The sequence below is a fragment of the Pseudoroseomonas sp. WGS1072 genome, assembly GCF_049340465.1.
In the GTDB taxonomy this organism is placed as follows: Bacteria; Pseudomonadota; Alphaproteobacteria; order Acetobacterales; family Acetobacteraceae; genus Pseudoroseomonas.
Genome location: NZ_JBMPSU010000001.1, coordinates 2343959 through 2369938, shown reverse-complemented (window position 1 = coordinate 2369938; position 25980 = coordinate 2343959). Strand labels below are relative to the sequence as shown.

Here is a 25980-nt window from a genome sequence, read left to right as displayed (position 1 = left end):
ACAGGCTAACGCCGCAGGCACGACAGGGGCTGCCTTCGCCATGGACACGGGAACGTCGCGAGCCTTCGCCTCAATCCTGTGCTACTCGCCCACGCATTATGCAGACGACTCCGAAGCCCCCCCGCCCGCGCGACAGCTGGGCGGGAGAGGCCCGCGCCATGCTGGCGCTGGCCTGGCCCCTGGCGCTGACCAACCTGTCGCAGATCGCGCTGGTGCTCACCGACACCTTCTTCCTGGGCCAGCTGGGCGAGATCCCGCTCGCCGCGGCCACGCTCGGCGGCAACCTCTACTTCATCGCCATGTCGCTGCCCTTCGGCCTCGCCTTCGCCGCCTCGGCCATGCTGGCGCAGGAGCGCGGGCGGGTGACGCGGCATATGCGGGAGATGCGGCGCACCGTCCGTCAGGCCTTCTGGCTGATCGTGCCGATCTTCGTCCTGCTTGGCTTCGGCCTCTGGCACACGGGCGCCATCCTGCTGGCCAGCGGACAGGACCCGGACCTGGCCGCCGCGGCCCAGATCTACAACCGCGCCTTCCTCTGGGGCATGCCCTTCTTCTTCGGCTTCATGCTGCTGCGCGGCTTCCTGGCGGCGCTGCAGCGGCCGGCGCCGGCGCTCTGGATCTCCGGTGCCGCGATCCTGCTCAACGGCCTGCTCGACTACGGGCTGGTCGCCGGCGGCCTCGGCATGCCGGCGCTCGGCGTGCTCGGCGCCGGCATCGCCTCGGCCACCGCCAATGCCAGCATGTTCCTGGGCCTGGCGCTCTGGATCGGCCTGGACCGGCGGCTGTCGCGCTTCCGCCTCGCGGGCCGCTTCTGGCGCGCCGACTGGCGACGCATGCGCGAGATCGTGCTGGTCGGCCTGCCCATCGCCGGCTCGATGCTGCTCGAGATCGGCATCTTCAGCGCCACCGCGCTGGTGATGGGCTGGTTCAGCCCGCGCGCCGTGGCGGCGCATGCCGTGGCGCTGCAGGTGGCCAGCGCCTGCTTCATGGTGCCGATGGGCATCGGGCAGGCCGCCACGGCCCGCGTCGGCCTCGCCACCGGGGCCGGCGACGCCGCGGGGGCCTGGCGCGCCGGCTGGACCGCCATCGGCCTCGGCGCCGGCTTCATGGTGCTGACGGCGCTGCTGCTGCTGACGTTGCCGGAGGCCATCGCCGGCCTCTTCCTCGCCGCCGATCTGGCGGAGACGCGCGCCCTCGCCGTCACCCTGCTGATGATGGCCGGCCTGTTCCAGCTGGCCGACGGGGTGCAGGCCGTGGCCGCCGGAGCCCTGCGCGGGCTGAAGGACACCCGCATGCCGATGCTCTTCGCCGCCCTCGGCTACTGGGGGCTGGGCCTGCCGATCGGCCTCGGCCTCGGCTTCCCCGCCGGCTGGGGGCCGCTCGGCGTCTGGATCGGCCTGGCCTCGGGGCTGGCGATGGTGGCGGTGCTGATGACGCTGCGCTGGTCCCGCATGGCGCGGCGGGGCGGCCTGCGGGCCCGCCACCTGGCACCGCGCCCGGCCTGACGCCCTCTTCCGGCCCCGCCCCGTCCGGCCTACAGCTTGGCTCTGTCTCCGCAGCCAGGATGCCGGATATGACCGCTACCGCCCCCAAGCCCAAGGTCGCCTTCATCGGCACCGGCGGCACCATGGCCTCGCTCGGCCGCGATCCGCTGGACATCCAGGACTACGGCGTGCTCGGCAAGGTCATGGGGGCGGAGGAGATCCTGGCGCGGGTGCCGGAACTCGCCATGGTCGCCGAGGTGGTGGCCCGCCCCTTCAGCGCCCTGATCTCCAGCCGGATCGGCTTCCGCGAGTGGCAGGGCATGGCGCGGGAATGCGCCCGCGCCGTGGCCGAGATCCCGGACCTCGCCGGCATCGTCATCGGCCATGGCACCTCCTCGCTGGAGGAGACCGCCTATGCCCTCTCCCTCGGCCTCCGGGTCGCGGTGCCGGTGGTCATGGTCGGCGCGCAACGCCCGGCCTCCGGCCTCTCCACCGACATGCCGATGAACCTGCTGAATGCCGTCCGCACCGCGGCCAGCCCGGAGGCGCGCGGCCTCGGCGTGCTGACCCTGCTGAACGACGAGATCCACGCCGCGCGCGACGTCTCCAAGACCTCGACCTGGCGGATGCAGACCTTCCGCACCCCGGATTTCGGCGCCCTCGGCCAGGCGGATGGCGACCGGGTGGTGTTCTACCGCAAGCCGCTGCGCCGCGCCGCGCCGGACACCGAATTCGACCTGGCGGGCCTGGCCGCCCTGCCGCGGGTGGACATCGCCTATTCCCACGCCGATGCCGACGGCACGGCGATCCGCGCCTTCGTGGCGGCCGGCGCCCGGGGCATCGTCAGCGCCGGCTTCGCGCCGGGCGCGCCCACCCCGGCCGAGGCCGAGGCGCTGGCCGAGGCGGTGAAGGAGGGCGTGGCCGTGGTGCAATCCACCCGTGTCGGCAGCGGCCGCGTGGTGCGCGGCCACAGGATGCGCGAGGGCGGCATCCTGGCGGCCGACAACCTGACGCCGCAGAAGGCGCGTATCCTGCTGGCCTATGCGCTGACCGTGACGCGCGACCCGGCGGAGATCGAGCGGATCTTCGCGACCTACTGAAGGCGCCAGGGTGTCGGGGGCTCCCCGGCGCCGGACCTCAGCAGGCGGCCGGCACCGGGTCCAGGCTCTGCATCAGCGCGTCCACGGCGAAGTCGCCGAAATCCATCTTCATCTCGTCGGCCACGCCATTGGCGAAGTAGCGCAGCCCGACCTCGTATTCCGGCGCGCTGGCGCCTGCCGCCGCCTCGCGGGAGAAGAAGGCGATGCGCATCCGGGCGCTGTCCTGGCCCTTCAGCAGGGCGAAGCGCGGCTCGGCGAGCGGCTTCGTCCAGGGCGAGAGCAGGGTGGTGCTGTCCTGCGCGCCGTCCTCGCTGGTGCCATCGAAGAGCGGCGCCACCAGCATCCGTTGGCCTGAGCGCGCCATCTCGAGCGCCCGGATGGTGTGCGACATGGGCAGCAGCGTGCCGGGGGGCAGCGCCACCTGCTGCGCGGCCGGCGATTCGTAGCGGGCGGTGCCCCCCTTCTCGCCGTCCAGCTCGGCCTCGCCGGAAATGCGCTGCGTCACCGCCCCCTGCGCCGACTGCGTCAGGGTGTAGCGCAGGCGCCGGCCATCCTTGCTCTCCCAGGTGGAGTAGTCGGAGGCGGTCTCCACCGTCTGGCCGGCGCGGTCGATCACCGTGAGCTGCAGGCGCTGGCGCGTGGTCCAGCCGTCGCAGGCGTCCAGCACCTCGAAGAGCATGGCGCCATCGGCCTGCACCACCTCCCTCCCCTGCCGCGCCCTGTCGAGCGACAGGCGGTAGGCGGCACGGTGCGGCGCCATGGCCTCACTGCCGGGCAGAGCGGCGGCGGCGGCCGCCACGGCCGGTGGCTGCGCCGCCGCGGGGGCCGCGGGCAGGGCCGCCAGCGCCAGGGCCAGCAAGGCCGGGGCGGAGACGGGGGCGGAGAGGAAGGTGGCCCCGGCCAGGGCGTCGCTCAGCCGCATCTGCAAGTCCTTCTCGGGCTGGCCCGGCGGGGGTGCCGCCGGGCATCGTCAGGCAGGCCACGCGGCGGGTGCCGCGCGGGCGTCATGCAGAGTTAGGAAGCCTTCGGCACCGCGGCACCCTTGGCCGGCGGCAGATCGAGCTTGATGGACAGTTCTTTAAGCCGCGCCGGCTCGACCGGCGAGGGCGCGCCCATCATCAGGTCCTGCCCCTGCTGGTTCAGCGGAAACAGGATGACCTCGCGGATGTTCGGCTCGTCGGCCAGCAGCATCACCATGCGGTCGATGCCGGGGGCCGAGCCGCCATGCGGCGGCGCCCCGTAGCGGAAGGCGTTCAGCATGCCGCCGAAGCGGGCCTCGACATCGGCCGCCGTGTAGCCGGCGATCTCGAAGGCGCGGACCATGATGTCGGGGCGGTGATTGCGGATGGCGCCGGAGGAGAGCTCGATGCCGTTGCAGACGATGTCGTACTGGAAGGCCTTGATCTCCAGCGGGTCCATCGTGTTCAGCGCCTCCAGCCCGCCCTGCGGCATGGAGAAGGGGTTGTGGCTGAAATCGACCCGCCCGGTTTCCTCGTTCAGCTCGTACATCGGGAAGTCGACGATCCAGCAGAAGCGGAACTCGCCCTCCTCGATCAGCTTCAGCTCCTCGCCCAGCTTCGTCCGCACCTTGCCGGCGAATTTCGGCGTCTCGTCCGCCTTGCCGGCGGCGAAGAAGACGGCATCGCCCGGCTTCAGGCCGCAGGCGCTCCGGATCGCCTCGACGCGGTCGGCTTCCAGGTTCTTGGCGATCGGGCCCTTCGGCCCGTCCTCGGCGAACTGGATGTAGCCGAGGCCGCCGGCGCCCTCGGCGCGCGCCCACTCGTTCAGCTTGTCGAAGAAGCCGCGCGGGTTGGCGGCGGCGCCCGGGGCCGGAATGGCGCGGACGATGCCGCCCGAGGCCACCACCCTGGCGAAGAGGCCGAAGCCGGATTCGCGGAAGCTCTCGGTGACGTCGGTGATCTTCAGCGGGTTGCGCAGGTCGGGCTTGTCGGAGCCGTAATCCAGCATGGCGGTGTCATAGGCGATGCGCGGAAACGGCGCCTGCGTCACCTTGCGCCCGCCGCCGAACTCCTCGAACACGCCCTGCATCACCGGCTCGATCGCCGCGAAGACGTCCTCCTGGGTGACGAAGCTCATCTCGAAGTCGAGCTGGTAGAACTCGCCCGGGCTGCGGTCGGCGCGGGAGGCCTCGTCGCGGAAGCAGGGCGCGATCTGGAAGTAGCGGTCGAAGCCCGCCACCATCGCCAGCTGCTTGAACTGCTGCGGCGCCTGCGGCAGGGCGTAGAAGGTGCCGGGGTGGTTCCGCGAAGGCACCAGGAAGTCGCGCGCGCCCTCCGGGCTGCTGGCGGTCAGGATCGGCGTCTGGAACTCGGTGAAGCCCTGCTCGATCATCCGCCGCCGGATCGAGGCGATGACGCCCGCCCGCAGCATCATGTTGCGGTGCTGCTTCTCCCGCCGCAGGTCGAGGAAGCGGTACTTCAGCCGCAGCTCCTCGGGGAACTCCTGCTCGCCCGCCACCTGGATCGGCAGCACCTCGGCCGGGCTCTGCACCTCCAGCGCCTTCACCCGCAGCTCGATGGCGCCGGTCGGCAGCCTGTCGTTCACCGTGCCCGCCTCGCGCGCCACCACCTCGCCGGTGACGGTGATCACGCTCTCGGGCCGCACCGCGTCGGCCGCCGCGAAGACTTCCGAGCCGGAGGGAAAGACGCACTGGGTCATGCCGTAATGGTCGCGCAGGTCGATGAACAGCAGCCCGCCATGGTCGCGCTTGCGGTGCACCCAGCCGGAAAGGCGGGCGGTCTGCCCCGCGTCGCTGGCGCGCAGCGCGCCGCAGGTGTGGGTGCGGTAGGCGTGCATCGGTCGGTAAACCCCAGGCTGGATAAGGACGCGGCGTCAGTCGGAAAGGGCCGCAGAAGGGGCGCCGGGCGGCCCCCTGTCAAGGGCGAGTTGCGCCGCCTGGCGAATCGGTCCGGCCAGGGCCGGACTTTGCGCCGCCCGCGCGCTTCGCTAGAACGCTGACAATGAGCCGACGCAGCCAGGCCCAGGACGCCGACCCCGTCCTGATCACCCGTACCGAGGACCTCGCCGCGCTCTGCGCGCGCCTGCGCGAGGAGCCCTTCGTCACGGTCGACACCGAATTCATGCGGGAGAAGACCTATTGGCCGGAGCTCTGCGTCGTGCAGCTCGGCGGCGCCCGGGATGTCGCCGTGATCGACGCCCAGGCCGAGGGGCTGGACCTCGCCCCCCTCGGCGAGCTCCTGGCCGATCCGAAGGTCACGAAAGTGTTCCACGCGGCGCGGCAGGATGTGGAGATCTGCATCCTCCGCTTCGGCGCCCCGCCCCGCCCCCTCTTCGACACGCAGATCGCCGCCATGGTGGCCGGCTTCGGCGACCAGGCGAGCTATGACAGCCTGGTGCGCGGCCTCGCCAATGCCTCGATCGACAAGGCGCACCGCTTCTCCGACTGGTCGGCGCGCCCCCTCTCCGCCGCGCAGATCGCCTATGCGGCGGCCGATGTCACCCACCTCCGCCGGGTCTATACGGCGCTGGTCGAGCGCCTGACCGAGGAGGGCCGGCTCTCCTGGGTGGCCGAGGAGATGGCGGAGCTGACCGACCCCGCCACCTACCGCCAGGACCCGGAGAGCGCCTGGGAACGGCTGAAGCCCCGCAGCGGCAACCGCCGCTTCCTCGCCGCCGTGCGCGCCGCCGCCGCCTGGCGCGAGCGGGAGGCCCAGCGGGTGAACATCCCGCGCCAGCGGCTGGTGCGGGACGAGACCTTGCTGGAGATCGCCGCCACCAGCCCCGCCTCCCCCGCCGAACTGTCCCGCGCGCGGGGCATCAGCAAGGGCTTCGCCGACGGCAAGGCCGGGGCCGGTCTGCTGGCCGCGCTGGCCGCGGCCCGCGATTTGCCGGAGGCCCAACTGCCCGAGGCGCAGCGCGACAACCGCCAGGGTCCGCCGGCCTCGCCGGCGCTGATCGCGCTGCTCAAGGTCCTGCTGGCGGCCAAGGCCGAGGAGCATCATGTCGCCCCGCGCCTGATCGCCAGCAGCGACGAGCTGGAGCGGCTGGCCACCGAGGCGGAGCCGCAGATCCCCGCCCTGCATGGCTGGCGGCGCCAGATCTTCGGCCAGGCGGCGGTGTCGCTGAAGAGCGGGCGGCTGGCCCTGGGCGTCGAGGGCCGCAAGGTCAAGCTGATCCCGAGCTAGAGCGGAACCCGATCCGGTGGAATCACCGGATCGGGTGAGGACGCTCGAGAAAAACAGACGCTCCAGGCCGGGACTGCCGCGGGGCCTCGGCCGTGAGGGGGGAATCCGTCAGGCCGCCGGCGGCGCCGGCTCCAGAGGGTCGGGCCCATAGCGGTTGGGGCCGCGCTGGCCATCGCGGCAGAACAGGCTGACGAAGACCCAGATCCAGCCCAGCACCGGCACCAGCAACAGCAGGCTCCACCAGCCGCTGGCGCCACGGTCGTGCCAGCGCTTCGTCATGCCGGCGAAGCCGGGCACCAGCGAGACCCACCACCAGAGACCCGAGAGGGGTCCTTGCAGCGTCAGCGTGGTGGCGTGGAGCCGATAGGTCCCCTCCAGCGCCGCACGGGCCGTCGGCACGATCTCCGGCCCCAGGCTCCGCACGTTCCAGCCGAACAGCAGGATATCGGCCAGGATGGCGGCGAGCTGGAGCGCGGTCAGGGGCAGCACATAGGTCAGCCAGTAGCGGCCGAGCGGGATCCGGCCCCGGAAGCTGATCCAGTCTCCGAGCGCCCCTCCGAGCCCCCGGCCGATCCGCGCCATCATGACGCCCTCCGCCCGCGCCTCAGGCCGCCAGTTCCACCACCGCGGTCAGGCCGAGCGCCGCCGCCAGGGCCTCGACGCGGCGTTGCACACTGTCCCCGGCGAAGACGCCACCCCCCTGCACCAGCCGCAGGCGAAGCTCCTCGCCGGTCATCTCCAGCCGCGCCTCGCCCAGCAGCGCCGGCGTGCCGCCCGAAAGCGTATAGGCGAGGCGCAGCGCCGCCCCCAGCACCTCCGCCCGGCGCAGCGTCACGCTGTCCAGCAGGATGCGCGCCGTGGCCAGCCAGGGGGCGGCCAGCTCGGGCTCGTAGCGCAGCGCCACCACCAGGGCGAGAAAGGCGCGCTCGTGGTGGTCGAGGCCGATGCCCGGCTGGCGCAGCACGCGCAGGAAGGATTGCTCGGCGCGATAGTCCGGATGGTCGTGGCTGCCGATGTCGGACAGCCAGCAGGCGGCCTCGCGCAGCGCCGCCTCGGCCGGGCGCTCCTCGGGGAAGAGCGGCGCGGTCCAGGCGGCGAGCGCGAGGGGCAGGGCCGTGTCGCGCCCGTAGCGCGCCGCCATCTCGCGCCCGGCGGCCAGCAGCGGGTCCTCGCGCCGCACCTCGGGCGCCAGGTGGCGGGCATACCAGCCTTCCCGCAGCCCGTTGGCGCTGAAGACGACGCGGCAGGCGCCGGTGGCGCGCAGCAGGCGGCGCAGCGCCACGGCGGCGAAGGGCAGGTCCTGGAGCCGCTTGGAGGGAACCCCGGGCAGCTTCTCGAGGGTCCGCCGCGTCGCCGCCGCCACCAGGCCGCAGAGGTCGCGCGCCTCCTCCCGCCGCAGCACGTAATGATGCACGATGGACAGCGGATAGGAGGTCTGCGCGATGTGGATCTTGGCCAGCGCGCGCCAGGCGCCGCCCACCAGGTAAAGGTCGCGGTCCTTGCCATGCGCCAGCCAGGGCAGCCGGCCCAGCTCGGCCTCGGCGATGCCGCGCGCCCGGCCGACATCGCCGCCGGCGCGGTCGGAGAGGCGGATGGCGCCGAGCGGCAGGGACTCGCTGGCCCCGGCGCGGCCCTGGGTCAGCTCCACCACCTCCAGCGAGCCGCCGCCGAGATCGCCCAGGATGCCGTCCGCCTGGGGAAAGCCCAGCAGCACCCCCTCGGCGGAATAGGCCGCCTCCTCCTGCCCGTTCAGGATCTTGACCGGCACGCCCGGCATCCGCTCGGCCAGGGCGGCGGCGAAGGCGGGACCGTTCTCGGCATCGCGCACCGCGGCGGTGGCCAGCACCTCCAGCGGCGCCGCCCCCATGGCGCGCGCCACGGCGTGGTAACGCTCCAGCACCATCAGCGCCTGCGGCACCGCCTCCTCGTTCAGCCGCCCCGTGGTCTGCAACCCCCGGCCGAGACCCAGGACCGCCTTCTCGTTGAAGATGGCGGCCGGGTTCCGCCCGCGCCCCTCGAAGACCACCAGACGCACGGAATTCGAGCCAAGGTCGACGATGCCGCAGCGGGCATCCGGCCCCATTCCCACGGCGGCGGCGATATGCGGCAGATCCAAACGCGGGCTTCCTTCTGTGGAGTCAGTCCTGGGAGACACGGTCCTGCCGCCGGCGCGCGCGGGCGGCGGTCCGCTGCAGGGCGCTGCCCCGGCCGGACAGCGACGGGTTGGTCATGAAATACTCGTGGGCGGACACCGGTTGCGCCCCCGGATGCAGGCGCCGCCAGGAACCGTCCGGCCTCAGCTGCCAGGATTGCTCGGTGTCCCGCAGATTGGTCACCATGATCTGATCGAGGATCTGCGCATGCACGGTCGCGTTCTCGACCGGCACCATGGTCTCGACCCGCCAGTCCATGTTGCGCGCCATCCAGTCGGCCGAGGAGATGAAGACCCGCGCCCGGCGCGAGGGCAGCCGGTGGCCATTGCCGAAGACCAGGATGCGCGAATGCTCCAGGAAGCGGCCGACGATCGACTTCACCCGGATATTGGTGGAGAGGCCCGGCACGCCGGGGCGCAGGCAGCAGATGCCGCGCACCACGCAGTCGATCCTGACCCCCGCCTGGCTGGCGCGGTACAGCGCGTCGATCAGCTGCTGGTCGACCAGGGAGTTCATCTTGAGCCAGATCTGCGCCGCCTTGCCCTCCCGCGCGAAGGCGATCTCCTGCTCGATCAGGCCGAGGATCGAGGGGCGGATGGTCAGCGGCGAGAAGGCCAGCTTCTCCATCGTCTCGGGGCGGGCGTAGCCGGTCATGTAGTTGAACAGCTTCTGCGCGTCCCGCGTCAGCGCCGGGTCGGCGGTGAAGTAGCTGAGGTCGGTGTAGATGCGCGCCGTGACGGGGTGGTAGTTGCCGGTGCCGAAATGCGCGTAGGAGCGCAGCGAGCCGCCCTCGCGCCGCACCACCAGGCTGACCTTGGCATGGGTCTTGAGATCGACGAAGCCATAGACGACCTGCACCCCGGCCGCCTCCAGCTCGCGCGCCAGCGCGATGTTGCGCTCCTCGTCGAAGCGGGCCTTCAGCTCCACCATGGCGGTGACGGACTTGCCCATCTCGGCCGCCTCGATCAACGCGCGGGCGATCGGGCTGACGCGGCTGGTGCGGTAGAGCGTCTGCTTGATGGCCACGACATTCGGGTCGCGCGCCGCCTGCCGCAGGAACTGCACCACCACATCGAAGGATTCGTAGGGGTGGTGGACGACGATGTCCTTGGCGCGGATCGCCGCGAAGCAGTCGCCGCCGAAATCCAGGATGCGCTCGGGGAAGCGCGGCGTATAGGGCGTGAACAGCAGATCGGGCCGGTCGTCGACGATCAGCTGCTTGAGGTCGGCCATGCCGAGCAGCCCGTCGACGACGAAGATCTCGGCGCGCGGCGCGTCCAGCTCCTCGACCACGAAATCCACCAGATCAGCCGGCATGCCGGCATCGACCGAGAGCTGGATGGCGCGGCCGCGCCGGCGCCGCTTCAGCGCGCTCTCATAGGAGCGGACCAGATCCTCCGCCTCCTCCTCGAATTCCACGTCGGTGTCGCGGATCAGCCGGAACAGCCCCTGCTCGGCATTGATGAAGCCTGGGAAGAGGCGCGGCAGGAAGAGGGTGATCAGGTCCTCGAGCACGACGAAGCGGATCGGCCCGGTGCCGGGGGTGATCTGCGGCGCGTCATCGGCCGGCGGCAGGCGGACGAAGCGCTCGATCTGCGGGGGCAGCGGCAGCAGGGCGCGCATGGTGCCGCCATCCTCCTCCCGCACCAGCTTCAGCACCATGCAGAGCGCCAGGTTGCTGATGAAGGGAAAGGGATGCGCCGGATCGACGGCCAGCGGCGTCAGCACCGGGAAGACGCGCTCCAGGAACCAGCTCTCGAGCCAGGCGCGGTCCGCTTCCGACAGCTCCTCGATGCCGGCGACGCTGATGCCCGCCTCGCGGATGCGGGCGCGCAGCTCGCGCCAGGTCGCCTGCTGCTCGTCGATCAGCGCCGCGGCGCGGGCATGGATGGCGACCAGCTGCTGGCCCGGCGTCAGCCCGTCCGGGGAAGCCGGCAAGATGCCCGAGCGCTCCTGCCCGACCAGCCCGGCGACGCGCACCGAATAGAACTCGTCCAGGTTCGAGGCCGAGATGGCGACGAAGCGCAGCCGTTCCAGCAGCGGGTGCTGCGGATTGGCCGCCTCCTCCAGCACCCGGGCGTTGAAGTCCAGCCAGGAGAGCTCGCGGTTGATGAACCGCTCGGGCGAGGTGGCGATGGCGGCGGCCTCGGCGGGCGGTTCCGCATCAGCGGGGAGGGTGGCGTCTGGGGCGTCCATGGGGCGAGACTACAACAGCGCCGGCGTGTCGAGGGAGCCGGCCTCGCCGGATTCCATGGAAACGTCATCGAGAGGCTCGAAGCCGGGCCAGTCGGCGAGCGCGGCGCGGGCCAGGGCCCGGGTCACGGCGCCCCCGGCGGCCAGGGCGGCGCGGTCCAGCCGGGCGGCGGCGGCGGCGATGGCCGCGGCCTCGCGCGGCAGGCGGGCCAGCAGCCAGTCCTGCACCGCCTCGGGCACGCGCAGCTGGCGCTCGGCGAAATGCCGCGCCAGCAGGGTCGCCAGCAGGGCGTCCGACGGCTCGCCGATGCCGGCCGCGGTGGTGGCGCGCAGCCGCGAGCGCAGGTCGGGCAGCGCCACCGCCCAGCGGGCCGGCGGCGCGCGGCCGGCCAGCAGCAGCGGCAGGCCCTGCGCCGCGCAGGCGTTGATCAGATGGAACAGCGCCGTCTCCTCGGCCACGCAGTCGGCATCGTCCAGCACGCTGGGGGCCGGCTCGGGCACGCCGCGCAGCAGCGGGCCCTGCAGCAGCCGCCAGCCGCGCTCCGCCGCCACCCGCCGCAGCAGGTGCGACTTGCCCACCCCCTCGGGCCCGAAGACCGCCAGCCGCCCGGCCGGCCAGGCCTCGTGGCGCGCCAGCCAGGCGCGCGCCGTGGCATTGGAGGGATCGGCCAGCAGCTCGCCGCGGAAGGCCTGCGGCAGATCCAGCGGCAGGGCCAGCTGGCGGGTCGGGGTATGGCCGGGGGCGGACATCACGGGCCGGTGCGGGGCGGGTCCAGGTAGAGCGGACTTTCCAGATACCGCCGCAGCCAGTAGCGCGCCAGCACGCCGAGCGTCGCCGCCATCGGCACCGCCAGGAGCACGCCCAGGAAGCCGAAGGCGACGCCGCCGGCGAAAAGGGCGAAGATCACCCAGACCGCGTGCAGCTCCACCCGGTCGCCCAGCAGCCTGGGATAGATGATATAGCCCTCGACGATCTGCCCGGTGACGAAGACCGCCGCCACCAGGCCGACCCCGTTCCAGGTGCCGAACTGGCCGACCGCCAGCAGCAGCGCGGCGGCCAGGCCGGTCATCGAGCCGACATAGGGGATGAAGGTCAGGAAGCCCGCCGCCAGCCCGACCATCAGCCCGAGCTCCAGCCCGACGGCGGAGAGCGCCATGGCGTAGTAGGCGGCGAGCAGGGCGCAGCAGATCAGCTGCCCGCGCAGCCAGGCGGAGAGTACGCGGTCGGTGTCCATGGCCAGCTGGCGCAGGGTGGCGGCGGAGCGGCGCGGCAGCCAGCTCTCGAGACGCAGCATGATGCGCGGCCAGTCGCGCAGCAGGTAGAAGGCGACCACCGGCGTCACCACCACCAGGGTGAAGACATTGACCAGGGCATAGCCGCCGCCGATCAGCCGCGTCGCCGCCGTGCCGAGATAGGAGAGAATGGCGCCGAGCTGGCTGACCGCGAGGTCGCGCAGCCGGGCGTCGAAGACCTCCGGCCCGAACCGCGTCTCCAGCGCCGTCATCGCCTCCTGCGCCGCGGCGCCGACGCCGGCGATGTAGCTCGGCAGCCGCGCCAGCAGGGTGCCGACCTGGCCGATGATCAGCGGATAGAGCAGCAGCAGGCCGAGCAGCGCCAGGGCCATCAGCCCGGCGATGAGCAGCAGCGAGGCGAAGCCGCGCGGCAGGCCGAGGCGCGCCATGCGCGTCGCCACCGGGTCCAGGAAATAGGCGATGCAGCCGGCCAGGACGAACGGCGTCAGGATGGCCGAGAACAGCCAGAGCAGGAACAGCCCCGCCGCCAGCAGGCCCAGCACCAGGCCGAGGCGCTGGTTGCGCGTGGCGCTGCGTGGCCCCGCCGGCGCCGGCGGGGGCGTCGTCAGGCGCGGCGGCTGCCGCAGGTCCGGGGGCGAGATGGGGGGCACGGCGGGCGGCAGCTTCACGGCGACGGCCTCGCGGTGACACTCTGAGGCGGCACTCTCACGGGGGCGCTCCGGGTCGCAGGGCGTTGAGGAGATAGGCGATGCCGGAGGCGAGCGTCAGCCCGGCCACCAGCCAGCACGCGACCAGCAGCAGGCCCGGCGCCGGCAGGCCGAAGCCATGCAGGAAAAGGGCCAGCCCGGCGAGCAGGATCTGCCCCAGGGTATTGACCTTCGAGATCAGCAACGGCCGGATCGCCGGCGGCGGGCCGAGCAGGCTGAGCAGGGCGACGCCGCCCAGGATCAGCACGTCGCGGAACACCACCAGGATGGCCAGCCAGTCCGGCAGCACGCCGATGACGGCCAGGGTGACATAGGTGCAGACCAGCAGGGCCTTGTCGGCCACCGGATCGAGCATGGCGCCGAGCGCCGAGCGGCTGTTCGTGCGCCGCGCCAGCCAGCCGTCGATGCCGTCCGACAGGCCGGCGGCGGCGAAGACGTAGAAGGCGATGTCCAGCCGCGCGTGCAGGATCAGCCAGACGGCGGCCGGCACGGCGCAGAGCCGCGCCAGGGTGATGGCGTTGGGAAGAGTGAGGGCGCCGGCGTCCCGGGGCGGAGCAGCCCCTTCCCCGGGCCCGCCGCGGCCCGTCTCCGCCGGCGGGAGCGGCTCCGGCTCAGGCGCCGCCGGCAAGGCCGATGTGCCACATCCCCGCCGCGCCGCCCGCGGTGGCGCCGGGCGCCGCCGGGACGGGCAGCGCCGCCCCGCCGATCGGCACCGGGGGGGCCAGCATCCCGGCGGGCCGCGCCGGCACGGTGACGGCGGGGGGCACCAGCGCCAAGCCGGTGGCGTTCAGCGCCTGCTGCGCCTGCTCGGCCCCCTGCCGCAGGCCGATGCGCAGCCGGGCGCCATCCACCGCGATGGCCTGGATCTGCACCGAGGCGATCTCCGGGCTGGCGGCCAGCCGGCGGCGCAGCTCCAGCCATTCGCTCAGGCCGAGGAAGCGGGCCCGGGCCTCGATATGGCTGGCGGCCGGGCCGCTGTGCGGCATGACCGGCGGCGCCGCGTCGCTCGGGGCCGCGCCGGCGGTGCCGCCGCTGGCGAGGCTGCGGCCCGGGCCGCCCGCCCGGTTGGGATTGAAGTTGACCGTCAGCCGGCCGGTATAGCCGGTGCGGGTGGTCCGCTCCTGCTCCACCACGATGCTGCTGACCATGCTTTCGATCTGCGAATCGCTGACGCCGCGCGGCAGGCCGAGCTCGCTGGCCATCCGCTCATAGGCCAGGCGCTGCGCCGAGGCGATGGCGCGGGTGCGGGCCACCACGGCGTTCTCCGCCGTGGCCTCCGCCGGAACGCCGCGCTGGGTGTAGGCGGCCATCGGGTCGGCCATCGGCGCGGCGCCGGCCGCCGCCGTGTCCGCCGGCAGGGGAGAAGGCGGATTGGGCAGCTGGGCGCCCGCCGGGGCAGCACCGATCCCCGCGCCGATCAGGGTTCCCAGGACAATGGTTGCGGCGAGACGCCGAAAGTGTTGCATTCCGCCCCCTTGGATGGCCCGGCATAGCGGTCTGACTGCGTCCGGGTCTTTTGCGCATAGCCGATCGGGCCCCCTGATGACCAGTCTGACCTACCGTGATGCCGGCGTGGATATCGAAACCGGCGATGCCCTCGTGGACGCCATCAAGCCGCTGGCCCGCTCCACCGACCGCAGCGGCACGATGGGGGGCCTCGGCGGCTTCGGCGCGCTCTTCGACCTGAAGGCGGCGGGCTTCGCCGATCCGGTCCTGGTCTCCTCGACCGACGGCGTCGGCACCAAGCTGCGCCTCGCCATCGACGCCGGGCTGCACGACACGGTGGGCATCGACCTCGTCGCCATGTGCGTCAACGACCTCGTCGTGCAGGGTGCCGAGCCGCTGTTCTTCCTCGACTACTTCGCCACCGGCAAGCTGCGGCTGGAGCAGGCCAGCGCCGTGGTGTCCGGCATCGCCGAGGGGTGCCGCCAGGCCGGCTGCGCGCTCGTCGGCGGCGAAACGGCCGAGATGCCCGGCATGTACGCCAAGGACGACTACGACCTCGCCGGCTTCTCGGTCGGCGCCGCCGAGCGCGGCGCGCTGCTGCCGAAGCCGGATGTCGGCCCCGGCGACGTGGTGCTGGGGCTGGCCGCCTCCGGCGTGCATTCCAACGGCTTCTCGCTGGTCCGCCGGGTGCTGGCCGGGACCAACCAGGGCATCGACACCCCCGCCCCCTTCGCCGCCGGCCAGACCGTCGGCCAGGCGCTGCTGGCGCCGACGCGCATCTATGTGAAGTCGGTCCTCGCGCTGCACCGCGCCGGGCTGCTGAAGGCGGCGGCGCATATCACCGGCGGCGGCCTGCCCGGCAACCTGCCGCGCGTGCTGCCCCGCGGCACGGTCGCGGTGCTGGATGCCGGCGCCTGGACGGTGCCGCCGGTCTTCGCCTGGCTGGCGCGCCAGGGCCATGTCGCGCCCGAGGAGATGCTGCGCGTCTTCAACTGCGGCATCGGCATGTGCCTCGTGGTGCGCGAGGCCGATGCGGCGGCGGCGACCGAGCTGCTGGCCGGGGCCGGCGAGACGGTGTTCCGCCTCGGTGCCATCGCCGCCGGTGCGGCGGACGCGGCGCCCGAGGTGCGGATCGACAATTTGCCGGCCGGCTGGCCCCTCCCCCGGTCCACCCCGTGACCGGCGGCGCCCCCGCGCGGCGCCGCACCGCGATCCTGATCTCGGGCCGGGGCAGCAACATGGCCGCCCTGCTCGCCGCCGCCGCCGACCCGACCTATCCGGCCACCATCGCCCTGGTGCTGTCGAACCGCGCCGACGCCGCCGGCCTGGCCCGCGCCGCCGAGGCCGGCATCCCGGTGGCGGTGGTGGAATCCCGCCCCTTCGGCCGCGACCGCGCCGGCTTCGAGGCGGCGATGGAGGCGGTGCTGGCGGAGCACGGCGTGGAGCTGATCGCCCTGGCCGGCTTCATGCGCGTGCTGACCGAGGGTTTCACCGCCCGGTGGGAGGGCCGGTTGCTGAACATCCACCCCTCCCTGCTGCCCGCCTTCCCGGGCCTCGACACCCATGCGCGGGCCCTCGCCGCGGGCGTCCGCCTGCATGGCTGCACGGTGCATCTGGTGACGCCGGGCGTGGATGAGGGACCGATCCTGGCCCAGGCCGCCGTGCCGGTTCTGCCCGGCGACGGCGAGGCCGAGCTCGCCGCCCGCGTCCTGGCCGAGGAGCACCGCCTCTACCCCGCCGCCCTGGCCTGGCTGGCGGCGGGCCGGGTGCGGCTGGAGGGCGGCCTCGCCCGGCTGGAGGCGGCGCCGGCGCCGAGTGCCGTGGCGCTGCGCAACCCCGGCTGAGCCGCTCCCGTCCCGGAAGGCCCTGAGCGGCGGCCCCCGGCGGCGAATGCCAGCTATCCGTTGCCTCCCCGTCGGAAATGCCCTAATGGCCCGCGCTGCGCTGGCACCCCTGGAGGCCGGCGCAACTGTTTTCGGGCATGGGTCCGGGAGCGGTGGGCGGGGCGCCCCGGTGCGAGCCGGCGCGGTGCCCGACGAGCCCGAGAGACAAGCGGAGCACGGACAGATGGTCCAGACGATTCGGATCGAGGCCGAGGCGCGCGAGTTGGCCGGTAAGGGGGCGGCGCGCGCGACTCGGAGGGCGGGGCTGGTTCCCGCCGTCATCTACGGCGCGAAGGAGGAGGCGACGCTGATCGCCCTCGACCCGCGCGACGTGATGAAGGAGCTGCACAAGGGCGGCTGGCAGTCGCACCTCTACGAGGTGGCGGTGAAGAACGGCCCGACCGTGCGCACGCTGATGCGCGACGTGCAGTTCCACCCGGTGAAGGACAGCCCGCTGCATGTGGACTTCCAGCGCCTGGCGCCGGGCCAGCTGATCCGCGTCAAGGTGCCGGTCGTGTTCCTCAACGAGGAGACCGCGCCGGGCATCAAGGAAGGCGGCGTGCTGAACGTCGTCCGCCGCGAGCTCGAGGTGCTGTCCGATCCCGACCAGGTGCCGGACCAGTTCGAGATCGACATGGGCGCCGCCGCCATCGGCGACAGCCTCCGCTGGTCCAACGTGCTGGACCACAAGGGCACCAAGCCGGTGATCGTCGGCCGTGACTTCGTCGTGGCGACCATCGCGCCCCCGACGGTCGAGGAAGAGGTCATCGTCCAGGCCCCCGCCGCGCCGGCCCCCGAGGCCAAGGGCAAGGGCAAGGGCAAGAAGTAAGGAGGCCGCACGGTGCTGCTCTGGGTCGGCCTCGGCAATCCGGAGCCGGGCCAGGCGCGGCACCGGCACAATATCGGCTTCATGGCGCTCGACGCCATCGCGCGGCGCCATGGCTTCCCGCCATGGCGCAGCCGCTTCAAGGGGCTGGTATCGGATGGCGTCATCGCCGGGCGGAAACTGCTGCTGCTGAAGCCGCAGACCTACATGAACCTTTCCGGCGAGGCGGTGCAGCCGGCCGCCGCCTTCCACAAGATCCCCGTCTCCGACATCACCGCCTTCCATGACGAGCTCGACCTCGCCCCCGGCCGCATCCGGGTGAAGCAGGGCGGCGGCGCCGCCGGCCATAACGGCCTGCGCGACATGGATCGCAGGCTCGGCACGCCGGACTACTGGCGCGTCCGCCTCGGCATCGGCCATCCGGGGATGAAGGAGAAGGTCACCGGCCATGTCCTTGGCAACTTCGCCAAGGTGGACACCTGGCTGGAACCGATGCTGGATGCGGTGGCGGAGGCCGCGCCGCTCCTGGTCCAGGGCGAGCGGGAGGCCTTCATGACCCGCGTGGCCTTGCTGACCCAGGAGAGTTGATACCATGGCGATCGAAGACGCCGCCGCCGATCTGGCGGCCGAGTTCGGCGGCCCCGGCCCCGAGGATCTGGCGAACGGCGCCGCGGCGCTCGCCGCCGCCCTGCTGGCCCAGGCGCAGACCCTGGCCAGCACCGCCGCCGCCCTGGAAGCCAGCGACACCGGGCATGGCGGGGCGATCGAGGCCGCCGCCGCCCGCGCCGCGCTGGCGCTGGCCATCGCCCAGGCGGTGTCGGAGGCCAAGGGCCCGGCCCGGGCCGGGCTGATCCGCGCCGCCGCCGGGACGCTGGATGTCTCGCAGGCCGGCGCCGTGACGCAGCTCCGCGCCGCCGCCCTCAGCCTGCCCACCGACGACGCGGCCGCCCGCATCGCCGCCGCGCAGATCGCCCAGGACATCGCGGCCGCCCTGGCCGGCGAGGGCTAGCGTCCCACCGAGCTCCACCACTGGCCGGGCGACAGCCGCGCCCGGCCGGCTTCTCCTGCCGTTCCGAGGACTGTCATGGGTTTCAACTGCGGTATCGTCGGGCTGCCGAATGTCGGCAAGTCCACCCTGTTCAACGCGCTGACCCAGACAGCCGCCGCCCAGGCCGCGAACTACCCCTTCTGCACCATCGAGCCGAATGTCGGCCGCGTGGCGGTGCCGGACCCTCGCCTCAACGAGATCGCCCGCATCGGCAAGAGCCAGAAGATCGTGCCGACCAGCCTGGAATTCGTCGACATCGCGGGCCTGGTGCGCGGCGCCAGCCGGGGCGAGGGCCTGGGCAACCAGTTCCTGGGCAATATCCGCGAATGCGACGCCATCGTTCATGTGCTGCGCTGCTTCGAGGATGGCGACGTCACCCATGTCGAGGGCAGCGTCGATCCGATCCGCGATGCCGAGACGATCGAGACCGAGCTGATGCTGGCCGACCTCGACAGCCTGGAGAAGCGGCAGACGGGCCTGCAGAAGCGGGCGCGCGGCGGGGACAAGGAGGCGGCGGCGCAGATGGCGCTGATCGAGCCGATCCTGGCCGGGCTGCGCGAGGGCCGGCCCGCCCGCGCCTCGATCCCGAAGGGCGAGGAGGAGGCGGTCCGCCGGCTCCAGCTGCTGACCTCGAAGCCGGTGCTCTACGTCTGCAACGTGGAGGAGGAGAACGCTGCCAGCGGCAACGCGCACAGCGAGAAGGTCTTCGCCCGCGCGGCGCTGGAGGGCGCCAAGGCGGTGGTGGTCTCCGCCGCCATCGAGGCCGAGATCAGCCAGATGGACGAGGCGGACCGGGGCGAGTTCCTGGAAGGGCTGGGCCTGGCCGATTCCGGTCTCGACCGCGTCATTGCCGCCGGCTACGGGCTGCTCGGCCTGATCACCTATTTCACCGTGGGACCGAAGGAGGCCCGCGCCTGGACCATCGTCAAAGGCATGAAGGCCCCCCAGGCCGCCGGCGTGATCCATGGCGATTTCGAGCGCGGCTTCATAGCCGCCGAGACCATCGCCTATGAGGACTATATCGCGCTGGGCGGGGAGCAGGGCGCCAAGGAAGCCGGCCGGATGCGCGTCGAGGGGAAGGAGTACCTCGTCAAGGACGGCGATATTATGCTTTTTCGATTCAACGTTTGATTGCATTCAACCTGTCATTGCAATTTACGGTGCCGATTCTCGCTCTTTCCTCTAGTTGAGAGCGGCACCGCCACGTAGAATGGCCGCTTCGGAAAAGGGTTCCGGAACACAGCGGGAAACCGGGCGGCCAGCACATCCGTGGCGTTGGACAGTAAAACACTTCTGCTCCTCAGCACGCTGATCTGCCTCGCCCTGGGCATCGGCTGCATGTTGCTGTCGCGCGCGCGCAACCACGTCGAGGGCTATGGGGAATGGGGCGCGGCGCTGATCGCGCTGGGTCTCGGCAGCGCCCTGGCCGGGCTGCGCGGCTTGCTGAGCGACGCCCTTTCAATCTCGCTGGCCAATGCGCTGGTGCTCGGCGGCTGCGGCCTTTGCTGGGTCGGCGCCCGCCGCTTCAGCGGCCGCACGGCGCGGCTCTGGATCGTGCTTCCGGCGCCGCTGCTCTGGCTCACGCTGCGGCAGTTCCCCGGGGCGATGGACACGGTCGAGGCGCGGGTGATCCTGGCCTCCCTGCTGTGCGGCCCGCTCCTGCTGGCGGCCGGCTTGGCCTTCTGGCGGGCGGCCGGCATCCGCTGGGGCCTGCGCCTGTTCCTCTCCCTCTCCTTCACCTTGCACGGCCTGCTGGTGCTGGGCCGCGTGCCCTTCGCCCTCCTCCGCCCGCAATGGCAGGCGGGCAGCCAGCTGCCCAGCGACATGGCGGTGCAGCTGGTCATGCTGCTGACGGCGCTGCAGGGCATCGGCACCACCATGGCGCTGCTCCTCGCCACCCGCGAGCGGCAGGATGAGGAGATCCGCCTCGCCCTGGCCACGGCCCGCGACGCCGCGCAGCAGGCCAATGCCGCGAAATCGCGCTTCCTCGCCCGCATGTCGCACGAGCTGCGCACGCCCCTGAACGGCGTGCTGGGGCTGTCGCAGGCGCTGCGCGAGAACGGCGCGCTGCCGCCCGCCGCCCGCGAGCAGGCGGCGGTGATCGGCCGCGCCGGGCAGCACATGCTCTCCCTGGTCAACGATGTGCTGGACATCGCCCTGGTCGAGGCCGGCCGCCTGACCCTGCGCGAGGAGGCGGTCGCGGTGCGGCCGCTGCTCGAGGAGGCGCTGGAGCTGCTGCGGCCGGAGATCCAGCGCAAGACCCTCACCGTCGAGACCGAGGTCGCGGCGGAGGCCGCGCCTTCGGTGCGGGCGGATCATCGCCGGCTGCGCCAGATCCTGCTCAACCTGCTCGGCAACGCGGTGAAGTACACGCCGCCCCGCGGCCAGGTTCGCCTGGTGGTTAGGCCGCTCGCACCACAGGGCCTTCGCATCAGCATCATCGACAGTGGCCCCGGCATCCCGCCCGACCAGCAGGCCCGGCTCTTCGCCGAGTTCAGCCGGCTCGACAGCGCGGAAAGCCTTACCGCCTCGCAGGAGGGACATGGCCTCGGCCTGGCGATCTGCGCCGGCCTGACCCAGGCGATGGGCGGGCGGATCGGCGTCGCCGCCGGCGTGGCCGGGCTGGGCAGCCACTTCTGGGTGGAGCTGCCGCTTCAGCCGTCCACGCCGCCCCGCACCGCCGCCGCCCAGCCGCCGCCGTCGGTCATGAACGGCCTGTGCAGTGTGCTCGTGGTGGACGACGTGGCGGTGAACCGCATGGTCGCCCAGGCGCTGCTGCAGGCCGCGGGACATGTCGTGTGGCAGGCGGCGAGCGGCGAGGCGGCGCTGGCCCTGCTGGCGCGGGAGCCCGTCGACCTGGTGTTGATGGACGTGCAGATGCCGGGAATGAGCGGCCTCGAGGCCACCCGCCACATCCGCGCGGCGGAACGGGCGGACCCGTCCCGGCGCCGGATCGGCATCCTGGCCCTGACCGGCGAACTGGAGCAGGAGAATGTCGATGCCTGTCTGGCAGCGGGCATGGACGGCCATCTCGCCAAGCCGGTGGACCGGCAGAGCCTGCTCGCCGCCGTGCAGCGCTGGCCGGCCGCCGGATCGCCGGCGATGCCGCACGACCTCGCCCGGCCGGAGCCTCAGCGCGCCTGAGGTGGCGGGCCGGGAGGCGCGGGCTCCGCGCCGGTCTCGCCGGACGGGTCCTCCGCGCGGCGGGCCCCGTCGAGCAGCGCCTGGCGGCGCGCCTCCTCGGCCCTGTCGCGCTCCTTCTCCGCCTTGCTGCGCCCGTGGCTGGCGCGATTGACGGCGGCCTGCCGCTCCGCCGCGCCACGAACCGCGGCTTTCCGGTGCTTGTTCAGATTGATGATCTCTGCCATGCGCCGAGGATAGGATGAAACGGGCCCCGGGGAGAATCCCGCCGCCCTGTTCCAGGGAAGCCGCCATGCAGATCGAACTCGCCGCCGCCGATGGCCACCGCCTCTCCGCCTGGCGGGACGGGCCGGAGGAGGCCAGCCGGGCGCTCGTCGTGGTGCAGGAGATCTTCGGCGTGAACCGTCATATGCGGCATGTCTGCGAGGGCTTCGCGCGGCGCGGCTATGCCGTCATCGCCCCCGCCCTGTTCGACCGCGCCGAGCCGGGGGTGGAGCTGGGCTACACGCCGGATGAGGTGAAGCTCGGCCAGGCGCTGCGCGCCCGCATCGACCCGGCCGATACGCTGCTCGACATCGAGGCCGCCGCGGCCGCCCTGCCCATGGCGGCGCGGCGCGGCATCATCGGCTACTGCTGGGGCGGCACCGTCGCCTGGCATGGCGCGACGCGCAGCCAGAGCTTCGCCGCGGCGGTGGGCTATTATGGCGGCGGCATCGCGGCGGCGCGCGAGGAGGTGCCCAACTGCCCGGTGCAGCTGCATTTCGGCGAAACCGACCACGGCATCCCGATGGACGACGTGGCGGCGATCCGCGCGGCGCGGCCGGAGGTGGAGATCCACACCTATCCCGGCGCCGGCCACGGCTTCGCCTGCGAGGAGCGGGCCGCCTATGATGCCGCGGCGGACGCGCTGGCGCTGCGGCGCAGCCTCGACTTCCTGGCCCGGGCGCTGGGCTGAGCGGCGCCGATGCTCACCTACATCGCCCTCGCCGCCGCCATCCTGGCCCTGCTGGCCTGGCTGCCGCAGCTCTATGCCGAAGGCTTCGGCGCGCCGCCCATCCTGGTCTGGCTGCTGCTGGCGCTCGCCGCCCTGGTCATGGTCTTCCGCGGGCGGCGGCGCGGCGAGGACTGAGCGGCCGCCCTCACTCGGCCGGGGCGGGCGCCGCCGCCGGCCACAGCTCGGGCCGCAGCTCCTCTTGACGGTCGGGGAAGAACAGGGCGCAGACCAGGGTCACGCTGCCGAAGCCGGACAGCACCAGGATGGTCAGGGTCAGGTTTCCCGTCGCCTGGTGCAGCAGGCCGACCAGCGGCGAGGCCGCGGCGGCGCCGAGGAAGCCCACGAAGAAGCGGATGGAGTAGAGCTTCACCCGCAGCGGCGGCGCGATGTAGCGGGCGGTCATGGTCTCGTTCACCGTCACCTGCCCGAAGATCGAGGCGGCCAGGATCGCCGCCAGCGGCAGCACCATCCAGCCCTGCACCACCGAGAGCGCCAGCATGGCCGGCAACTGGATCAGCGCCATCGGCAGGAAAACGCGCCTCAGCGTGGTGCGGTCGATCATCCGCCCCACGGTGAACTGCGTCAGCCCGCCGCAGAGCGTCACCAGGAAGGCCAGCAGGCCGATCACCGGCAGCAGGTCGGGGCTGCCCGCCAGCCGCTCCTGCATCAGCTTCGGCAGCAGCAGGGTGAAGGCGTTGAAGACGAAGCCCGAGGCGGCGGCGATGGAGAGCAGCACGATCACCGCCCGCCGCACCACGGGGCGGGGAATGGCCGGGAAGGACCGCGCCGCGCCGCGCGCCGTGGCCATGTCGATCGGCGGCTCGCGCCAGTAGAGCAGGCCGGCCAGCACGGTCAGCACGCCCGGCACCAGGAAGGCCCAGCGCCAGCCGAGCGTGATGGCGAGGAAGGCGGTCAGCACCGGCGCCGTGGCCACGCCGAGATTGCCGAACACGCCGTTCAGCCCGACGGCGCGTCCCACCTTGTCGCCCGCCGCCTCGACCAGCATGGCGGTGCCGACGGGATGGTAGATGGCGGAGAAGGCGCCCATCCCGGCCAGCGCCAGGGCCAGGCCGAGCGGGGACTGCATCAGCCCCGCCAGCGCCATGCATCCCCCGGTGCCGAGGAAGAAGGCCAGCATCAGGTTGCGCCGCCCGAAGCGCGCGGCGAGCCAGCCCATGGGCAGCGAGCCGACGCCGTAGAGGACGAACATGGCGGTGCCGAGCGCCAGGATCGGCCCGTATTCCACGCCGAAGGTGCCGGTCTCCTGCCGCACCATGCTCAGCACCGCGGTGGCCAGGATCAGCAGGCTGAAATGGGTGATGCCGTGCGCGGTGTTGATGAAGGCGATCTGCCGTGTGGCGGGATGCAGGGCCATGGCCGGGTCTCGGTGCTTGCTGTTGCTTGCCGGCGAGGATAGCCTGTCCGCTTATCGACGTTCGGCCAGATTATGTCGCCATCGCGCCAAGTCGTGCCCATCCGGCAGGATCTGCCGCAGGACGAGGTGGACCGGCCCCTGGCCGGCTTCCGCCGCGACTACGCGGATGGCGACACCACCATCGTCCATGCCCATCGCCGCGCTCAGCTTATCTACGCGACCCATGGCGTGATGCGCATCGCCACCGACAACACCGCCTATGTGGTGCCGCCCGGCCGCGCGCTCTGGGTGCCGGGCGGCACGCCGCACAGCGTGGCGATGCAGGGCGAGGTCGCCATGCGGGCGCTGTTCCTGCGCGGCGACGCCGCCCGCGCCGGGCCGCCCGCCGTGGCCGTGCTGGTGGTGCCGCCGCTGCTGCGCGAGCTGATCCTGGCCGCCTGCGACGAGCCGCCGGACTGGGACCCGCGCGGGCGGGGCGGCCATCTGGCGGCGCTGATCCTGGACGAGATCGCCCATGCCCCCACCCTGCCGCTCGGCGTGCCGCAGCCGCGCGACCCCCGCCTGCTGCGTCTGGCCGAGGCGCTGCGGGCCGATCCCGCGCGCGACCTCTCCCTGGAGGGCTGGGCCGAGGCGGTGGGCGCCAGCCCACGCACCCTCTCCCGCCTGTTCCGCGCCGAGACCGGCATGAGCTTCGCCCAGTGGCGGCAGCAATGGCGGCTGGCCGAGGCGGCCGCCCTGCTGGCCCGCGGCCTGGCGCCGGCACAGGCGGCGGCGGCGGTCGGCTATGCCAGCGCCCCGGCCTTCGGCGCCGCCTATCGCGCCGCCTTCGGCCTCACCCCGGGCGCGGCGCGGCGCAAGGGCCTGGCGCCCGGATAGCGTGCCCCGGACAGCGCCATGGGGGGCCATGCCGAATCGGCGCATCTGGCGCGCAAGGCCTCGTCTGGACGCCGCCCGGGCGGGCTGGTCTGCTTCCCGGCGTGATGCAGACCCAGACGCCCTCGCGGGCCCCCATGCCGGTCACGCCCGCGCCCCTGCTGCGCCGGGACGGCTATGTCCTGCTGCCCTCGGCCCTGGCCCGGGCCGGCTTCGATGCCTCGGGCGAGGCCCTGCAGGGGCCCGGCTGGGCGCGGTTCGCCGCCTCCTGGGAGGATCTCCGGCCGGACGAGCACATGGCCGATCGCGGCCGCTACCGGCTGCGCCGCCATGCGGTCTACACCCTGGAGCATGGCCATGCCGGCATCACCCGCGCGCCGCACCGGCCGCATTTCCAGAGCCTCGACTTCAATCCGCTGAATGGTGGCCGGGAGCGCTGGTTCGCGCCGGTCGAGGCGGCGGTCGGCGAGGGGCCGGCGATGACCGCCCTGCTGAACGGCGCCCGCGCCGTCTTCGACGTCATGCGCCCGCGCAGCGACTGGCTGGTGGAGGCGCACCAGTTCCGCATCCAGGCCCGCCCCGAGGAGGCCGGCCGGCCCACCCCCGAGGGCATGCACCGCGATGGCGTCGACTATGTCCTCGTGACGCTGATCGGCCGGGAGAATGTCGAGGGTGGCGTCACCGGCATCCGCGTCGACGGGCAGGAGGGCGAGGCCGCCAGCTTCGCCCTGCGCGACCCGATGGACAGCGTGCTGCTCGATGACCGGCGCGTCTGGCACGGGGTGACGCCGGTGGTGCCGCTGGACCCCGCGCGCCCCGGCCACCGCGACGTGCTGGTGCTGACCTTCCGGGCCGGCGGGTAGAAGCCGGCGGGGAGGTGGCGCCGCTTGCCTTCCGCCGCCGCCGCGCCCTAGCCTCCGGGACGCGGGACAGGACGGTGGGCGTGGCACAGGCCGGGCGGGAGATGTGGCGGCAGACGGGGCGGGACTTCATCGCCGCCCTGCTGCTGCTTGCGCTCCTGCTGCAGGGCCCGCCCGTCGCCAGGGCGACCCTGGCCGGCCCCGCCGCCTTCGACCCGATGTCCGCGCTCTGCGCTTTCCCGGCGCATGACACGGCGCCGCTCCCGGACGCGCCGGCGGGCGAGCCGCAGCACGCGCTCTGCTGCCAGCTCGCCTGTCAGGCCGGCCTGGCCCTGCCGGCCCTGCCCGCGGGCGCGCCGCATCTCCTGCCGCCGCCGCGCGCCGGGCCGGCCGCGGCCGCCTTCCGCCCCACCCCGCCTCCGCCTGCCGCGCGGCCGCCGCGATACGCCCGCGCCCCTCCCGCCCTGGCCTGATCCC

Annotated in this window: 26 protein-coding genes; 15 read left to right on the top strand and 11 right to left on the bottom strand. The window is 73.1% G+C overall.

Features of this window, described 5'->3' with window-relative positions; translation table 11 throughout:
* The first annotated feature begins 158 nt into the window (after window positions 1-158).
* Both ACF3NH_RS11265 and ACF3NH_RS11260 read left to right on the top strand, forming a co-directional pair.
* Window positions 159-1505: an MATE family efflux transporter gene (locus ACF3NH_RS11265; RefSeq protein WP_198366328.1), complete on the top strand. Its 1347-nt coding sequence runs from the start codon at window positions 159-161 to the stop codon at window positions 1503-1505.
* 68 nt (window positions 1506-1573) lie between these two features.
* Window positions 1574-2584 (top strand): asparaginase, encoded by a 1011-nt coding sequence (locus tag ACF3NH_RS11260; RefSeq protein ID WP_422922860.1) that lies wholly within the window; start codon window positions 1574-1576, stop codon window positions 2582-2584.
* A gap of 37 nt (window positions 2585-2621) precedes the next feature.
* On the opposite strand, the gene ACF3NH_RS11255 is transcribed toward ACF3NH_RS11260, so the two are convergent.
* Window positions 2622-3506 carry an EipB family protein gene (locus ACF3NH_RS11255; protein ID WP_198366326.1) on the bottom strand — a complete coding sequence of 295 codons (885 nt, stop codon included), beginning with the start codon at window positions 3504-3506 and terminating at the stop codon, window positions 2622-2624.
* Between the two features lie 92 nt (window positions 3507-3598).
* Window positions 3599-5401: an aspartate--tRNA ligase gene (gene aspS, locus ACF3NH_RS11250; protein ID WP_198366325.1), complete on the bottom strand. Its 1803-nt coding sequence runs from the start codon at window positions 5399-5401 to the stop codon at window positions 3599-3601.
* A 164-nt stretch (window positions 5402-5565) separates the two neighbouring features.
* Between aspS and rnd the strand changes: the two genes are divergently transcribed.
* Window positions 5566-6750 (top strand): ribonuclease D, encoded by a 1185-nt coding sequence (rnd, locus tag ACF3NH_RS11245; RefSeq protein ID WP_198366324.1) that lies wholly within the window; start codon window positions 5566-5568, stop codon window positions 6748-6750.
* Window positions 6751-6858: 108 nt separating this feature from the next.
* Here the strand turns inward: rnd and ACF3NH_RS11240 are convergent, their stop codons facing one another.
* From ACF3NH_RS11240 to ACF3NH_RS11210, 7 genes are read right to left on the bottom strand one after another with little or no spacing between them, the layout of a single operon-like run.
* On the bottom strand, window positions 6859-7335 hold the full coding sequence (locus tag ACF3NH_RS11240) for a DUF805 domain-containing protein (RefSeq protein ID WP_422922857.1): 477 nt from the start codon (window positions 7333-7335) through the stop codon (window positions 6859-6861).
* Window positions 7336-7354: 19 nt separating this feature from the next.
* Window positions 7355-8833, bottom strand: a complete 1479-nt coding sequence (locus tag ACF3NH_RS11235) for a Ppx/GppA family phosphatase (protein ID WP_198366586.1) — start codon at window positions 8831-8833, stop codon at window positions 7355-7357.
* Between the two features lie 55 nt (window positions 8834-8888).
* The gene (locus ACF3NH_RS11230) at window positions 8889-11099 is read right to left on the bottom strand and encodes an RNA degradosome polyphosphate kinase (protein WP_198366323.1); all 2211 of its coding nucleotides are present in this window, start codon (window positions 11097-11099) and stop codon (window positions 8889-8891) included.
* A gap of 9 nt (window positions 11100-11108) precedes the next feature.
* Window positions 11109-11849, bottom strand: a complete 741-nt coding sequence (locus ACF3NH_RS11225; RefSeq protein ID WP_422922855.1) for an HdaA/DnaA family protein — start codon at window positions 11847-11849, stop codon at window positions 11109-11111.
* Complete coding sequence (locus ACF3NH_RS11220) at window positions 11846-13018, bottom strand: AI-2E family transporter (RefSeq protein ID WP_422922854.1); 1173 nt, start codon at window positions 13016-13018, stop codon at window positions 11846-11848. The genes ACF3NH_RS11225 and ACF3NH_RS11220 overlap by 4 nt, the downstream gene beginning before the upstream one ends.
* Before the next feature lie 37 nt (window positions 13019-13055).
* A complete protein-coding gene (locus ACF3NH_RS11215) occupies window positions 13056-13685 on the bottom strand; it encodes a CDP-alcohol phosphatidyltransferase family protein (protein WP_198366321.1) in 630 nt (209 codons plus the stop codon).
* Entirely contained in the window at window positions 13669-14523 is an 855-nt protein-coding gene (locus ACF3NH_RS11210; protein ID WP_422922853.1) for a hypothetical protein, read from the bottom strand. Before ACF3NH_RS11210 ends, ACF3NH_RS11215 begins: the two co-directional genes overlap by 17 nt.
* A 76-nt stretch (window positions 14524-14599) precedes the next feature.
* On the opposite strand from ACF3NH_RS11210, the gene purM reads away from it, so the two are divergent.
* The 7 genes from purM (at window position 14600) to ACF3NH_RS11175 (ending at window position 21404) form a co-directional block, all read left to right on the top strand.
* Window positions 14600-15682: a phosphoribosylformylglycinamidine cyclo-ligase gene (gene purM / locus ACF3NH_RS11205; protein ID WP_198366319.1), complete on the top strand. Its 1083-nt coding sequence runs from the start codon at window positions 14600-14602 to the stop codon at window positions 15680-15682.
* A gap of 59 nt (window positions 15683-15741) precedes the next feature.
* On the top strand, window positions 15742-16347 hold the full coding sequence (gene purN / locus ACF3NH_RS11200) for a phosphoribosylglycinamide formyltransferase (protein WP_198366584.1): 606 nt from the start codon (window positions 15742-15744) through the stop codon (window positions 16345-16347).
* Window positions 16348-16570: 223 nt separating this feature from the next.
* The gene (locus tag ACF3NH_RS11195) at window positions 16571-17215 is read left to right on the top strand and encodes a 50S ribosomal protein L25/general stress protein Ctc (protein WP_198366318.1); all 645 of its coding nucleotides are present in this window, start codon (window positions 16571-16573) and stop codon (window positions 17213-17215) included.
* A 12-nt stretch (window positions 17216-17227) separates the two neighbouring features.
* Window positions 17228-17800 carry an aminoacyl-tRNA hydrolase gene (gene pth / locus ACF3NH_RS11190; protein ID WP_422922852.1) on the top strand — a complete coding sequence of 191 codons (573 nt, stop codon included), beginning with the start codon at window positions 17228-17230 and terminating at the stop codon, window positions 17798-17800.
* Window positions 17801-17804: 4 nt separating this feature from the next.
* Complete coding sequence (locus ACF3NH_RS11185; protein WP_198366316.1) at window positions 17805-18221, top strand: hypothetical protein; 417 nt, start codon at window positions 17805-17807, stop codon at window positions 18219-18221.
* A 75-nt stretch (window positions 18222-18296) separates the two neighbouring features.
* On the top strand, window positions 18297-19391 hold the full coding sequence (ychF, locus tag ACF3NH_RS11180; RefSeq protein ID WP_198366315.1) for a redox-regulated ATPase YchF: 1095 nt from the start codon (window positions 18297-18299) through the stop codon (window positions 19389-19391).
* 144 nt (window positions 19392-19535) lie between these two features.
* The gene (locus ACF3NH_RS11175; protein WP_422922851.1) at window positions 19536-21404 is read left to right on the top strand and encodes an ATP-binding protein; all 1869 of its coding nucleotides are present in this window, start codon (window positions 19536-19538) and stop codon (window positions 21402-21404) included.
* On the opposite strand, the gene ACF3NH_RS11170 is transcribed toward ACF3NH_RS11175, so the two are convergent.
* Window positions 21392-21628: a DUF4169 family protein gene (locus tag ACF3NH_RS11170; protein ID WP_422922850.1), complete on the bottom strand. Its 237-nt coding sequence runs from the start codon at window positions 21626-21628 to the stop codon at window positions 21392-21394. The genes ACF3NH_RS11175 and ACF3NH_RS11170 overlap by 13 nt on opposite strands.
* A 65-nt stretch (window positions 21629-21693) precedes the next feature.
* On the opposite strand from ACF3NH_RS11170, the gene ACF3NH_RS11165 reads away from it, so the two are divergent.
* Window positions 21694-22356: a dienelactone hydrolase family protein gene (locus ACF3NH_RS11165; RefSeq protein WP_198366312.1), complete on the top strand. Its 663-nt coding sequence runs from the start codon at window positions 21694-21696 to the stop codon at window positions 22354-22356.
* A gap of 9 nt (window positions 22357-22365) precedes the next feature.
* Window positions 22366-22530: a hypothetical protein gene (locus ACF3NH_RS11160; RefSeq protein ID WP_198366311.1), complete on the top strand. Its 165-nt coding sequence runs from the start codon at window positions 22366-22368 to the stop codon at window positions 22528-22530.
* Between the two features lie 10 nt (window positions 22531-22540).
* Here ACF3NH_RS11160 and ACF3NH_RS11155 read toward each other — a convergent pair whose 3' ends face one another.
* Complete coding sequence (locus ACF3NH_RS11155) at window positions 22541-23770, bottom strand: MFS transporter (protein WP_198366310.1); 1230 nt, start codon at window positions 23768-23770, stop codon at window positions 22541-22543.
* Between the two features lie 93 nt (window positions 23771-23863).
* On the opposite strand from ACF3NH_RS11155, the gene ACF3NH_RS11150 reads away from it, so the two are divergent.
* The 3 genes from ACF3NH_RS11150 (at window position 23864) to ACF3NH_RS11140 (ending at window position 25976) form a co-directional block, all read left to right on the top strand.
* A complete protein-coding gene (locus tag ACF3NH_RS11150) occupies window positions 23864-24646 on the top strand; it encodes an AraC family transcriptional regulator (protein WP_370591984.1) in 783 nt (260 codons plus the stop codon).
* A 104-nt stretch (window positions 24647-24750) separates the two neighbouring features.
* Window positions 24751-25506, top strand: coding sequence for a 2OG-Fe dioxygenase family protein (locus ACF3NH_RS11145; RefSeq protein WP_232477122.1), 756 nt, complete (start codon window positions 24751-24753; stop codon window positions 25504-25506).
* Window positions 25507-25520: 14 nt separating this feature from the next.
* Window positions 25521-25976 (top strand): hypothetical protein, encoded by a 456-nt coding sequence (locus ACF3NH_RS11140; protein ID WP_198366308.1) that lies wholly within the window; start codon window positions 25521-25523, stop codon window positions 25974-25976.
* Window positions 25977-25980 lie beyond the last annotated feature (4 nt).